The sequence below is a fragment of the Streptomyces sp. MMBL 11-1 genome (genome assembly GCF_028622875.1).
Taxonomy (GTDB): Bacteria; Actinomycetota; Actinomycetes; order Streptomycetales; family Streptomycetaceae; genus Streptomyces.
On record NZ_CP117709.1, the window covers coordinates 3026773 to 3039776 of the forward strand.

The window sequence follows — 13004 nt, forward strand, 5'->3', positions numbered from 1 at the left end:
AACATTGGGGGGTGAGTGACGACGTCGCGTATCTCCGTTTCCCGCACCTCCACCAGGACTTGCTGTGCTTCGCGGCCGAGGACGACCTCTGGGTCGCCCCCCTCGCCGCCGCCGGGCACCGCCCCGGACGGGCCTGGCGGGTGACCGCCGACCGGACCCGGGTCAGCCATCCACGCTTCTCGCCCGACGGCTCCTCCATCGCCTACACGACCTGGCGCACCCTGGACCCCGAGATCCACCTGGCCCCGGTGGACGGCGGCCCGGCCCGCCGGCTCACCCACTGGGGCTCGACGGACGCCCGCGTCTGCGGCTGGAGTCCCGATCCGGGCGAGGCCTGCCAGATCCTCGCCGTGTCCTCGCACAACCAGCCGTTCTCGTACTTCTCCTGGGCCTACAGCGTCCCCACCGACGGGGGCCCCGGCGGCAGGCTCCCCTGGGGCCCGGTCTCCGACATCGCGGTCGCCGACATCGACGGCGAGCGCCGCACCCTGCTGCTCACCGGCACGCCCCCGCACGAACCGGCCGCCTGGAAGCGCTACCGGGGCGGGGCCACGGGCCGCCTGTGGCTGCACGGCGAACGGCTGCTCCCGGACATCGGCGGCCATCTCGCCAACCCCATGTTCGTCGGCCGCCGCATCGCGTTCCTCTCCGACCACGAAGGTGTCGGCAACCTCTACTCCTGCCTGATGGACGGCACCGACCTGCGCCGGCACACCGACCACGACGCCTTCTACGCCCGGAACGCCTCCAGCGACGGCCACCGGGTGATCTACCAGTGCGCGGGCGAGCTGTGGCTGGTCGAGGACCTCTCGTCGCCCGACGCCGGCCCGCGCAGGCTGGAGGTGCGCCTCGGCGGCCCGCGGACCGGCCGACGCGTCCACCAGGTGCCCGCCGCCAGCAACGTCGACTCGCTCTCCGTCGACGAGACGGGCCGGGCCAGCGCCGTCACCGTACGCGGCAGCCTCTACTGGCTCACCCACCGCGACGGCCCCGCCCGCACCATCGCCGACACCCCGGGCGTCCGGGTGCGGCTGCCGGAGATGCTCGGCAGCGGCGGCCGGGTCGCGTACGTCACCGACGCGGACGGCCCCGACGCGGTCGAGATCGCCTACCTGCCGCGCGCCAGCGGCGACCGCCCCCCGCGCAGGCTGGCCTCCGGGCAGCTCGGCCGGGTCCACGAGATGATCTCCGACCCGGAGGGCGAGCGCCTCGCCATCGCGTCGAACGACGGCCGCCTGCTGCTCCTGGACACGGGGGAGCCGGAGGCGGAAGCCCGGGAAACGGAAGGCGGGGAGACGGAAGGCGGCGATACGGAAGGCCGGGAAGCCGGGGGGAAGGCGCCCAGCGGCTCGACCCGCGCCGACCTGCACATGGCCACGGGCGCGGCGGCCCCGGACAGCGCGGCGCCGGTCGACGAGCACCCCGGGCTCACCGAGCTGATCCGCTCGGTCAACGGGCCCGTGCGCGACCTCGCCTTCTCCCCCGACGGCGACTGGCTGACCTGGTCGCACCCGGGCATCGGCCGCTCGCTGCGGCAGATCAAGCTGGCCCGGATCTCCGGCCCGGGCGCCCCCGTGATCGTCGACGTCACCAACGGCCGCTTCGAGGACGAGAACCCGGTCTTCACGGAGGACGGGCGCTATCTGGCGTTCCTGTCCTGGCGGGGCTTCGACCCCGTGTACGACGTCCACACCGGCGACCTGTCCTTCCCGCTCGGCTGCCGCCCGTACCTGGTCCCGCTCTCCTCGGCCACCCCGTCCCCCTTCGCCCTCTCGCCCGACGGCCGTCCGGCGGCGGGCGGGCTGGACCCGGTGGACGTACCGGACGGGGGTACGCCGGAGGGGTCGACCGTGATGGTGGAGTTCGAGGGCCTGGAGAGCCGGGTGACCCCGTTCCCGGTCTCCGCCTCCAAGTACTCGGCCCTCGCCCCCGTGAGCGGCGGCGGTCTCGTCTGGCTGCGCTGGCCGATCTCGGGAGCGCTGGGCGAGACGTTCGCGAACCCGGCCGACATGTCGGGGCGCCCGACCCTGGAGCACTTCAACATCGCGAAGGCCCGCAGGACCGAACTGGTCGACCACCTCGACTGGTTCGCGGTGAGCGGCGACGCGTCCCGCCTGGTCGTGATGGACGACGGCGAACTCCGCGCCGTACCCGCGGCCGAGCCGGGCGACACGGACTCCACGGTCTTCCTGGACCTGCGCCGCATCCTGCACGAGGTCGACCCGGGGGCGGAGTGGCGGCAGGCGTACGGCGAGGCGGGGAGGATCATCCGCTCCTACTTCTGGGAGCCGGACATGTGCGGCATCGACTGGGAGGGGGTGCTGGACCAGTACCGCCCCCTGGTCGAACGGGTCGCGTCGCCGGACGAGTTCGCGGATCTGCTGCGCGAGGTGCTGGGCGAGCTGGGCACCTCGCACGCGTACGTCTCCCCCGCCCGCCGCAACGAGGGCCCGCCGCACTACCAGCGGGCGATCGGCCTCCTCGGCGCCAACCTGGTCTGCCGGGACGGCGCCTGGACCGTCCAGCGCATCCTGCCCGGCGACTCCTCGGACTCCAAGGCGCGTTCGCCGCTGGCGGGCACGGGCATCCGGGAGGGCGCGGTGCTCACCCATGTCGACGGCCGCCCGGTGGACCCGGTCGCCGGCCCGTACCCCCTGCTGACGGCGGCGGGCGGCACGACGGTGGAACTGACCTTCGCCCCGGCGGGCGGCGGCCCCTCCCGCCGGGTGGCGATCATGCCCCTGGTCGACGAGCGCCCCCTGCGGTACCAGGACTGGGTGGCCAAACGCCGTGACGTCGTCCGGGAGTTGAGCGGCGGCAAGTGCGGCTACCTGCACATCCCGGACATGGGCGGCTCGGGCTGGGCCCAGTTCAACCGGGACCTGCGTCTCGAAGTCTCCCGCCCCGCCCTGATCGTGGACGTCCGGGGCAACGCGGGCGGTCACATCAGTGAGTTGGTCGTGGAGAACCTCACCCGCAAGATCCTCGGCTGGGACCTGACCCGCAACGCCCAGGCGGTGAGCTACGCCTCCAACGCGCCGCGCGGCCCGGTGGTCGCCCTGGCCGACGAGGCGACCTCCTCCGACGGCGACATGATCACCGCCGCGTTCCGGCTGCTGAAGCTGGGCCCGGTGGTGGGCCAGCGCACCTGGGGCGGCGTGGTCGGCATGACCGGCCGCCACCGCCTGGGCGACGGCACGGTGATCACCGTGCCGATGAACGCGGCCTGGTTCGACACGTACGGCTGGTCGGTGGAGAACCACGGAGTGGAACCGGACGTGGAGGCCCTGCGCACCCCGCTGGACTGGGCGGAGGGCCGGTACGCCGTGCTCGACGACGCGGTCCGGCTGGCCCTGGAACTGCTGGCCGCGCACCCGGCGGCGACGCCACCGTCGTACGAGACGGCTCCGGACCTGCGACGGCCGCCGCTGCCGCCGAGGTAGGCAAGCCCGTCCGGCGATTGAGGACATCCCCTCCGGACCGCCCGGCGATTGAGGACATCCCCTCCAGCCCGCCCGGCGTCTGAGGACATCTTTCGAGCCGGCACCCGGGGCGCGGCGACCCGCGCAAGAAGGAGGCGCACCCGGTCACCCGGATGCGCCTCCTGGAGCGACGCGTACGCACGCGCGAACCGCAGCACGCACGCGTCACACCTCAGTGACCGTCAACGGTCAAAACGCTCGCGCGCCTGGTCCGCCGCGTCCTGGGCACGGTCCTGCATGCCCGAGGAGGAGTCCGACTCCTGGTCACGGCCCTTGGAGGCCCGGTCCTTGGCCTCGTCCTTGCCCTGACCGCCCTTCTGCTTGGCCTGGTCGGCGAGCTCCTGCGCCTTGTCCTTGAACTGGTCTGCGATACCCATGCTGTTCACTCCTGTGGGATGCGTGGAGTACGTGGAAGGCGGCCCCCTGCGGGGCCTCGCCCAGCGTTACACGGCCCGACATCCCACGCATTTCGTACCGCTACGGTCGGTCAGCACGCTCCGCCCGCGCGTCCTGGTCCGCCGCTCCTCCGGCCCCCACCAGCCCCTTCGGCACGGTGTGGAGCCGCGGCTCGAAACGCCGCATCTCGCGCTGCCCGCCGATCGCGATGACGGCCGGCAGACAGCCGCGGACCGACTGCATCCCGCGCAGCCACCACTGGGCGTACACGTGCGGGGAGCGCCGCGCGATCCCGTCCACGATCCGGTCGACGGCCGGGCCGAGCGGATAGGTGCGGTTCATCGGCCACGGCAGCCGCCGGCGCAGCTCGCGCATCACGTCGTCCCGGTCCGCGCCGCGCACCATGTCGGTGTCGGTCCAGGAGAGGTAGCCGACGCCGACCTTGACGCCCTTGTAGCCGACCTCGGCGCGCAGACTGTGCGCGAAGGCCTCGACGCCCGACTTGGACGCGCAGTACGCGGTCATCATCGGGGCCGGGGTGATCGCGGCCAGCGACGCTATCTGGAGGAAGTAGCCGCGGCTCTCCATCAGCACCGGCAGGAAGGCCCGCCCGGTGACCGCACCGCCGATGAGATTCACCTCGATGACCCGCCGCCAGGCGTCCGGGTCGGAGTCGGCGAACGGGCCGCCCGCGGCGACGCCCGCGTTGGCGACCACGACGTCGACCTTGCCGAAGCGCTCCTTGACCTCGCGCGCCACCCGGGCCATCGCCTCGTGGTCGGTGACGTCGGCGAACCAGTGGTCGCTCTCGCCGTGCAGCCGCTCGGAGACGCACTTCAGCTCGTCCGGCTCCAGTCCGACCAGTGCGAGGGTCGCCCCGCGTGCCGACAGCTTGCGGGCCAGCAGCTCGCCCACGCCCCGGGCCGCGCCGGTGACGACGACGACCTGGCCCTCCAGACTCCGCTTGCCGCTCATGCGACATCCTCCTTCTCCGCCGTGGCGGCCTTCCCCGAGGCGGCCGCCCCGTCGGTGACGTACCGGGTGACCAGCTCCCTGATCTTCGCCGTGACGGCCTCCGGGGCCTCCACCGGTGTCATGTGCCCCATGCCCGCCAGCTCGGTCAGGCCGAGCCCGACCGGCAGCGCCGCCGCGATGGCCCGCGCGTGGACCGGCGGGGTCAGCCGGTCGTCCGTGCCGGCGATCACCGCGGTCGGCACCCGCAGCTCGCGCACGCCCGCCGCCAGGTCCAGCTCGCCGAGCACATGGCCCCACCCCACCCTCGCGCGGCGCGGACAGGCGTGCACGATGCGGGCGCAGGCGTCGACCCGGCCCGGAGCGGAACCCGCACCCATGGTCGCGTACTTGAGGACCTTCCTGGAAACCGGGTTGACCGGTCCGAGCGGCGCTTTCGCCCCCAGTACGGCGGTGGTGAGCCGGGTCCGCAGCGCACCCGCGCGCAGCGGCAGGACACGGGCCTCGGCGGCCAGCCGCGTGACTCCGGTGGAACAGAGCAGCACGGCGGCGGCGTGCTCGCGCAGTCCGGGGCGCGAGGCGGCGGCCATCACCGTCATCCCGCCCATGGAGTGCCCGGCGAGCACCGCCCTGCGGCCCGGGGCGAGCGTCGCACCGAGGACCGCTTCGAGGTCGTCGGCCAGCGCGTCCGTGCTGTAACCGCCGGGCCCCGGTTCGGGGGTGAGCCCGTGTCCGCGCTGGTCGTAGGCGATGACCCGGTGGTCGGCGGCCAGGTCGCGGATCTGGGCGTCCCAGAAACGGGTGTTGCAGGTCCAGCCGTGGGCCAGGACCACCGCCGGGGCGGCCTCGGGGCCGTGCAGTTCGACGTGGATCCGCGAGCCGTCGGCGGAGCGCGCGGTCAACTCGGCCACGGGCACGGGCGGTACGGTGCCTCGGTGCGGGAGGCGGCTCATCGCGCGGCCTCCTCGGCGACGGACGCTCCCGCGGGCCCCGCGGCGGTCACGGTCTCCCGATCGGTGCGGCCGGGCTGTTCCGGTACGCGTCCGGCCCCGGCGGCACGCCGCTCACCGCCCGCCGCGCCGACGCGGACGACGTCGTACTCCGCGAGGTCCACGGAACGCGTCTGCCGCCGGAACTCGCCCGTGGTGCCGGGCCAGACGGTGGTGTTGCGGCCCGCCTCGTCCAGGTACCAGCTGGTGCAGCCGCCGGTGTTCCACACCGTGCGCTTCATCCGCTGCTGGACCCGGTCGTTCCACGCGGTGACGGCGGCGGAGCGGGCGCCGAGGGCGACGCGTCCGCCGAGCACGTTCAACTGCCGCAGGTAGTCGGCCATGTAGTTCAGCTGGGACTCGATCATCAGGATCATGGAGGAGTTGCCGAGCCCGGTGTTGGGGCCGATGATCGTCATCCAGTTGGGGAACCCGGCGGCGGTCGCGCCGCGCAGCGAGTTCATCCCGTCCTTCCAGGACTCGGCGAGCGTGATGCCCTCCTCGCCGACGACCCGCTCGGCGATCGGCATGTCCGTCACATGGAAGCCCGTGCCGAAGATGATCGCGTCGACCTCCGCCTCGCTCCCGTCGGCGGCGACCACCGTGCTGCCGCGTACCTCGCTGAGCCCGGAGGCGACGACGTCCACATTGGGCTGGGCGAGGGCCGGATAGTAGGTGCTGGAGAGCAGGATCCGCTTGCAGCCGATGCGGTAGTCCGGGGTCAGTTTGGCCCGCAGGGCCGGGTCCTTGATCGCCCGCGCCATGTTGGCCTTGGCGATCTTCTCCACCAGGCCCAGCTGATCGGGGTGCTTGGTGAAGGCGCTGACCTGCAACTCCCTGATGCCCCAGAGCAGTCCGCGGCGCGCCGTGCCGGTGGCGGGGACGGCCCGGTGCAGTGCCCGCTCGGCCTTGCTGATCGTGCGGTCCACACGCGGCATGACCCACGGCGGGGTGCGCTGGAAGAGCGTGAGCTTCGCGGTTTTCGGCTGCACCGCCGGGACGATCTGGATCGCGGACGCGCCCGTTCCGACCATCGCGACGCGCTTGCCGGTCAGGTCGTAGTCGTGGTCCCAGCGCGCGGAGTGGAAGACCTTGCCGGGGAAGGAGTCGAGCCCGGGTATGTCGGGCGTCTTCGGGTCGGAGAGCGGCCCGGTGGCGGAGACGACGACATCCGCGTGGAGCACGGCCCCGTCGGCGGACTCGATCACCCAGTACAGCTTCTCCTTGTCCCAGGTCATCAGCTTCACCTCGTGGTTCAGCCTGATGTGCGGGCGGAGCCCGAAGCTGTCGGCGACACGCTCCAGGTAGGCCCGGATGTGCTTCTGACCGGAGAAGGTGCGCGGCCAGTCGGGGTTGGGGGCGAACGAGAACGAATAGAGGTGGGACGGTACGTCGCAGGCACAGCCGGGGTAGCTGTTGTCGCGCCAGGTGCCGCCCACCGAGCCGGCCCGCTCCAGGACGACGAAATCGGTGATGCCTTCGCGGCGCAGCCGTACGGCGGCCCCCAGGCCCCCGAATCCGGTTCCGATCACCGCCACACGTACGTGCTCCTGCTGGGCCATGCTGCCGCCTCCCGCGGTACGTCACACGACTCTGCCAGCAATCACTGGCATTGTTCGGAGAGTAGAGCAGGCGCGTACTGATGGGTAGGGGGCGGACCGAGGAAAGTTACCGGCGGTACAACATAGGGTGCCCCTGTGGCCGAAAGACGCGAGCACCGCGAATACCGCATGGAGGAGCTGGCCGAGGAGGCCGGGATCACCGTGCGGACCCTGCGCTTCTACCGGGAGCGCGGTCTGATCCCGCCGCCTCGCCGCGAGGGCCGCATCGCCTGGTACGACGACCACCATCTGGCCCGGCTGCGGACCATCACGGGCCTGCTGGAGCGCGGCCACACCCTCAACGGCATCGCCGACCTCGCGGCCACCTTCGACAGCGGCCGCGACGTCGCGGAGGTGCTGGGCCTGGGCGAGCCGACCGAGGAGACCCCGGTCCGGCTCACCCCGGAGCAGCTCGCGGACTACTTCGAGGGCGAGGTCACGCCCGAGAACCTCGCCACCGCACTGGACCTGGGCTACCTCGCCACCGACGGGGACGAGATCGTGCACATCAGCCGCCGCCTCCTGGAGGTCTCGGCCGAGCTGGTGCGAGAAGGGGTGCCGCTGTCCACGGTGCTCTCCTCGGGCCGCCGCGTCCGCGAGCACGCGGACGCGCTCGCCGAGATCTTCGTCCGCGTACTGCACGCCCACACCAAGGAGACCGAACCGGCCCAACTCCGCCCGCTGGCCCGCGCGGTGGTGGACGCCGAACTGTCGATGGCCCTCGACCGGAGGCTGCGCCGCGACGACGGCACGCAGCCCCCGAAGGCGTAACCCCCGCAGACGCTACCGCTCGTAGACGACCGTCACCGGCGCGTGGTCGCTCCAGCGCTCGCCGTGGGTGGCCGCCCGCTCCACCCAGGCCTTCACCGCGCGCCCGGCCAGACCCGGGGTCGCCATCTGGTAGTCGATGCGCCAGCCGCTGTCGTTGTCGAAGGCCCGCCCCCGGTACGACCACCAGCTGTACGGCCCCTCGACATCCGGGTGCAGCGCCCGCACGACGTCCACGTACGCGGCCTCCTCCAGGACCCGGGTCAGCCACGCGCGCTCCTCGGGGAGGAAGCCGGAGCTCTTGCGGTTGGCCTTCCAGTTCTTCAGGTCCGCCTCCTGGTGGGCGATGTTCCAGTCGCCGCACACCACGACCTCGCGGCCGTCCGCCGCCGCGCGCGCCTTCAGCCCCTGGAGGTAGGGCAGGAAGGCGGCCATGAAGCGCTCCTTCTCGTCCTGGCGCTCGGTGCCCACCTCGCCGGAGGGCAGGTACAGACTGGCGACGGTGACGCCGGGGAGGTCGGTCTCCACATACCGGCCGCTCGTGTCGAACTCCTCCGCCCCGGCGACCCCGAAGCCGCCGAAGCCGATCTGGGTCCGCTCGGGGGCCTGCCGCGAGTAGAGCGAGACACCGGCGCGACCCTTGGCGGCGGCGGGCGCGTGGACGGTGTGCCACCCTTCGGGGGTGCCCACCTCTGCGGGCAGCTGGGCGAGCTCGGCCCGCACTTCCTGGAGACAGACCACATCGGCGTCGGTCCCCGCGAGCCACTCGACGAAGCCCTTCTTGGCGGCGGCGCGGAGCCCATTAACATTCACGGAGGTCACTGTGAGCAAAACATGCTCCCCATCTTCACGAGCGTTCGTAGCCCACTGACCGAGGTCACTGTCAGCATCCAGAAACAGTACCTACTCCACCCCTACGCACAGATATACGATACTCAGCATGCTTATTCAGTCTCGGCCTTTCGACCACCCCGACGCCGTCAAACTCAATGACCAGGTGCAGCTCGAATACGCCGAGCGCTACGGCGACGAGGGCGATATCACACCGCTCGACCCCTCGATGTTCCTTCCGCCGCGCGGTCTGTACCTGCTCGCCTACGACGAGCAGGACCGCCCGGTGGCGACCGGCGGCTGGCGGACCCAGGACCGCAACGCCGAGGGCTACTGGGACGGCGACGCCGAGATCAAGCGGATGTTCGTGATACCCGAGGGGCGCGGCAGGGGCCTGGCCCGGCGGATGCTGGCCGCCCTGGAGGAGGACGCGCGCGCCGCCGGCCGGATCCGGATGGTTCTGGAGACCGGCGACCAGCAGCCCGAGGCCATCGCTCTGTACGCGTCGAGCGGCTACACGGTGTGCGAGAAGTTCGGCCACTACCGGGAGTACGAGAGCAGCATCTGCATGGCCAAGCCGCTCCAGCGGCCCGGAGCCTGATCCGGGCGCCCCGGGGCCCCGGCCCGACCGGCCCGCCCGGTGCGGCGGTCGCTCACGCGCCCCCGCCGAGCACCAGGACCACGTGCTCGTCCTCCCCGTGCCGCTCCGTACCGGTCGCCACGAACCCGCACTTCTCCAGCAGCCGTATCGAGGCGGTGTTCCCGGAGACGGGGTCCGCGTACAACGGGCGTACCGTCTCCCGCTCCAGGAACGCGGTCAACGCCCGGGTGCCGATGGACCGGCCCCAGTACGGACGGCCGAGCCAATAGCCGATGTAGCGCCGCTCCCCCTCCCACCAGGCCACGATGTTCCCCGCCGTCGCCCCGTCCACGACGACCGTCTGCACGAGGTTGGCGGGGTTCCCCAGCACCTTCGACGTCCAGTGCGCCAGGAACGCCTCCCGCTCCCGGGGGACGAAGCGGGATCTGCGGACCGCCTCGGGATCGTGCTCGTACGCGAGAAAGATCTCCAGGTCCGCTGGTTCGACATCCCTGAGCAGCACGTTGTTCTCCATGCCGGACGAGTCTGGCACCCGCCACTGACAACCGGCCCGCCGCTCAGCTCGGGGTGGCCAGCACCTGGGTCCAGTAGGGGCCGCGCGGGGAGTCGGCGATGCCCACGCCCACGTGGACGAACGCGCAATTGAAGATGTCGTCGTCGCGGCCCGGGCTGGTGCGCCACTCCTCGACGACCGCGGCCGGATCGCTCATGCCGGTCGCGATGGTCTCCCCGACGGCCGACCAGTCGTAGCCCGTGGCGTCGACCCGGTCGCCCGCGCCCCGGCCCGAGGAGTCGGTGTGGTCGAAGTAGTTCCGCGCGGCCATGTCCTCGGAGTGCCGCTGGGCCACCTCGGTCAGCCGGGGGTCGGTCTCCAGCTCCGGGCAGCCGTTCGCGGCGCGCAGCGTGTTGACCCGGGTGACCACACCGGCTTCCGGGCGGGGGCGCGGCTCGGCGGGCGCGGCCGGGGCGGTACGCGACGGGGCGGCGGTGGGCGGCCGGGAGGCGGCGGTACGACTCGGCGAGGGCGAGGGCGAGGGCGAGACCCTGGCGGGCGTGGAGGCGGTGGGGAGCGGCTCGGCGGCGGCGGGCGGCGGGGGCGAGGGGCTGTACGTGACCCCCCCGCCCCGGGATTCGGGCTGGGCGGGGGCGGAGGGCCAGATCAGGACGGCGAGGGCGGTCACGGCGGCCGCGCCGGCCATCAGCCCCGCCGCCTTCCCGGCCGAGAACGCGACGGAGGGCGCGCCGGCCGGGGCGGACGCGGCCGGGGCGGAGACGGAAGGGGCCGAGGCGGACGCGGCGGCCGGTGCGGCCGAGGAAGCGACGGCCACCGCCGCCTGCTGCCCGCTGTCGTAGAGCGGCACCACGAGCGCGAGCCCGGAGAGCAGGCCCTCCGGCGGAACCAGCCCCGCACTGCCGTCGGAGCAGGAGGCGCAGCCCCGTACATGGCGGGCGATCCGCTTGCGCCACAGGGGCGTCGGCGTACCGTCCCAGTCGCCCACCAGGTCCTCCAGCGCCGGGCAGCGGGGGTCGGACGCCAGGGCCCGGACGACCGCGCGGCCGACGTCGAGCTGGTTCTTCACGCGCTGGACGCGTACGGCGGCGTGCTGCGGGGAAAGGCCGAGCGCCTCGGCGAGTTCGGACCGGGTGAGGTCGCCGGTCGTCTCCAGCCACCACAGGGACAGCACGTCGCGCTCGGCGTCGTCCAGCCAGCGGGTGGCCTCGGCGGTCTCACGGCGCTGGCCGGAGAGTTCGAGGCGCAGGATCGTCAGATCGACGAAGTCGGCGGCGGGGTCGACGGGCTCCTCGGTCGCCTCCAGCGGAGCAGGGCGGTGGCCGAGACCGGACCAGCGGGTGCGGACCTGGTTCATGGCGATGGCGACGAGCCAGGACCGGAAACGGGACGGATCACGCAGCGAGGACAGACCGGACAGCGCCCGGAGCATGGTCTCCTGCACCACGTCGTCCACGTCCGGATGGCCGTTGAGGGCGCGCCCGACGACGTTGTAGACCAGCGGGAGGTACTGGGCGGCCAGCCGTTCCCCGGCGGCCCGGTCACCCTTCCTCGCCGCGATGACCAGAGCGGTGCTGTCCACGCCGTTCACGCCCTTCGTTCGGTTCGCCACCGGGATGTGGGACAGGTCACTCCTGCGGGATTTGTTATCCGTCCCCTGTCCGGTGGTCAACCAGTATGCGGGGGCCCGTAGGCCGTCCCGCGGAGAGAGTGCCGGGAAACGGGAGGGACATGTCGAGCAGAGCGGACACCGACGAGGCGCACGCCACCGGTCCGGACCCCACCGGTCCGGACCCCGCCGGATCGCGGGTCGCCGAGGCGCACGTCACCGCGGCGCGGACGGGCGAGGCCATCACCACCTCGGCCCTGCACGCGGCGGCGACCGGCGCCGACACCTTCCCCGGGGCGCTCCGCGAGGCGCTGAACCGCCGCGGGCTGTCCCTGGAACGGGTGAGCGAACGGCTCAGGGTGCGCGGCATCACCATCAGCCAGGCCACCCTCAGCAGCTGGCAGCGCGGCCGCAGCCAGCCCGAACGGGCACGCTCCCTGCGCGCGGTGGAGGTGCTGGAGGAAATCCTGGAACTGCCCGCGGGAGCCCTGCGCTCGCTGCTCGGACCGCGCCGCCCGCGCGGCCGGATCACCCCGCCCGACGCGGAGGGGGCGGCGCTCCAGATCCTCGGGGCGGACTCCGTGGTGGAGAAGGCGCTCGGCGCGCGTTTCCGCCACTTCAACCAGGAAACCAGTTCGCTGATGGTGCACGACATCGTGAAGGTCGGCGAGAGCGGCACCCTGAGCGCGATCTCCACCACGAACGTGCTGCGGGCCAGCCGGGCGGGGGCCGACCGCGCGATCTTCGTGCTCAGCTTCGACGACGAGGCGGCCGAGCCGGTCGACATCAGGGTCAGCTGCGGACGCCTCGCCGAGGCCACGTATCTGAAGGGGCTCAAATCCCTGGTACTGGAGATCCACTTCGGCCGGGAGCTGGCCAAACTGGACACCACGGTCGTGAGTTACGCGGTCGAGGTGAGCCCGTCCGAGACGCCTGCCACCCACTACGAGCGCTGGTCGCGGACGAACCTCCACGAATACCTCCAGCAGGTCTTCTTCCACCCCGGCGCGCTGCCGTCGGACTGCCACCGCTACGTCCGGGACAAGGTCGGCGCCCCGCCCCGCGCCCAACGGCGCATCCCGCTGAGCGCATCGCACGACGTCCATGTGCTCACCTCCCGGTGCAAGCCCGGCGTCCACGGGGTGGCGTGGGACTACGGGACGGGAACAGGTGGAACGGGAGACCGCCCAGGATGAGTGGACGGCCTCCCGCGTCTGGGGGGTGGCCTTCGGCCGGTCAGGAGC

11 protein-coding genes are annotated in these 13004 nt (G+C 72.7%); 4 read left to right on the top strand and 7 right to left on the bottom strand.

What is annotated here, in order from left to right; translation table 11 throughout:
• The first annotated feature begins 11 nt into the window (after positions 1 to 11).
• Positions 12 to 3443: a S41 family peptidase gene (locus tag PSQ21_RS12985; protein ID WP_274030654.1), complete on the top strand. Its 3432-nt coding sequence runs from the start codon at positions 12 to 14 to the stop codon at positions 3441 to 3443.
• Positions 3444 to 3664: 221 nt separating this feature from the next.
• Here the strand turns inward: PSQ21_RS12985 and PSQ21_RS12990 are convergent, their stop codons facing one another.
• From PSQ21_RS12990 to PSQ21_RS13005, 4 genes are all read right to left on the bottom strand, one after another.
• The gene (locus tag PSQ21_RS12990) at positions 3665 to 3859 is read right to left on the bottom strand and encodes a hypothetical protein (protein ID WP_274030656.1); all 195 of its coding nucleotides are present in this window, start codon (positions 3857 to 3859) and stop codon (positions 3665 to 3667) included.
• Between the two features lie 100 nt (positions 3860 to 3959).
• Entirely contained in the window at positions 3960 to 4853 is an 894-nt protein-coding gene (locus tag PSQ21_RS12995; protein ID WP_274030657.1) for an SDR family oxidoreductase, read from the bottom strand.
• A complete protein-coding gene (locus PSQ21_RS13000; protein WP_274030659.1) occupies positions 4850 to 5803 on the bottom strand; it encodes an alpha/beta fold hydrolase in 954 nt (317 codons plus the stop codon). The genes PSQ21_RS12995 and PSQ21_RS13000 overlap by 4 nt, the downstream gene beginning before the upstream one ends.
• Positions 5800 to 7401 carry a flavin-containing monooxygenase gene (locus tag PSQ21_RS13005; RefSeq protein ID WP_274030660.1) on the bottom strand — a complete coding sequence of 534 codons (1602 nt, stop codon included), beginning with the start codon at positions 7399 to 7401 and terminating at the stop codon, positions 5800 to 5802. Before PSQ21_RS13005 ends, PSQ21_RS13000 begins: the two co-directional genes overlap by 4 nt.
• Before the next feature lie 168 nt (positions 7402 to 7569).
• Here PSQ21_RS13005 and PSQ21_RS13010 point away from each other — a divergent pair, with 168 nt between their 5' ends.
• Entirely contained in the window at positions 7570 to 8211 is a 642-nt protein-coding gene (locus PSQ21_RS13010; RefSeq protein ID WP_274035736.1) for a MerR family transcriptional regulator, read from the top strand.
• Positions 8212 to 8223: 12 nt separating this feature from the next.
• Here PSQ21_RS13010 and PSQ21_RS13015 read toward each other — a convergent pair whose 3' ends face one another.
• On the bottom strand, positions 8224 to 9039 hold the full coding sequence (locus PSQ21_RS13015) for an exodeoxyribonuclease III (protein WP_274030661.1): 816 nt from the start codon (positions 9037 to 9039) through the stop codon (positions 8224 to 8226).
• A 109-nt stretch (positions 9040 to 9148) separates the two neighbouring features.
• On the opposite strand from PSQ21_RS13015, the gene PSQ21_RS13020 reads away from it, so the two are divergent.
• The gene (locus PSQ21_RS13020; protein ID WP_274030662.1) at positions 9149 to 9640 is read left to right on the top strand and encodes a GNAT family N-acetyltransferase; all 492 of its coding nucleotides are present in this window, start codon (positions 9149 to 9151) and stop codon (positions 9638 to 9640) included.
• Positions 9641 to 9692: 52 nt separating this feature from the next.
• Here the strand turns inward: PSQ21_RS13020 and PSQ21_RS13025 are convergent, their stop codons facing one another.
• Together PSQ21_RS13025 and PSQ21_RS13030 are read right to left on the bottom strand one after the other, a co-directional pair.
• Complete coding sequence (locus PSQ21_RS13025) at positions 9693 to 10154, bottom strand: GNAT family N-acetyltransferase (RefSeq protein WP_274030664.1); 462 nt, start codon at positions 10152 to 10154, stop codon at positions 9693 to 9695.
• Positions 10155 to 10197: 43 nt separating this feature from the next.
• Positions 10198 to 11742, bottom strand: a complete 1545-nt coding sequence (locus PSQ21_RS13030) for a sigma-70 family RNA polymerase sigma factor (protein WP_274035738.1) — start codon at positions 11740 to 11742, stop codon at positions 10198 to 10200.
• Between the two features lie 140 nt (positions 11743 to 11882).
• On the opposite strand from PSQ21_RS13030, the gene PSQ21_RS13035 reads away from it, so the two are divergent.
• On the top strand, positions 11883 to 12956 hold the full coding sequence (locus PSQ21_RS13035) for a helix-turn-helix domain-containing protein (protein ID WP_274030665.1): 1074 nt from the start codon (positions 11883 to 11885) through the stop codon (positions 12954 to 12956).
• The last annotated feature ends 48 nt before the right edge of the window (positions 12957 to 13004 follow it).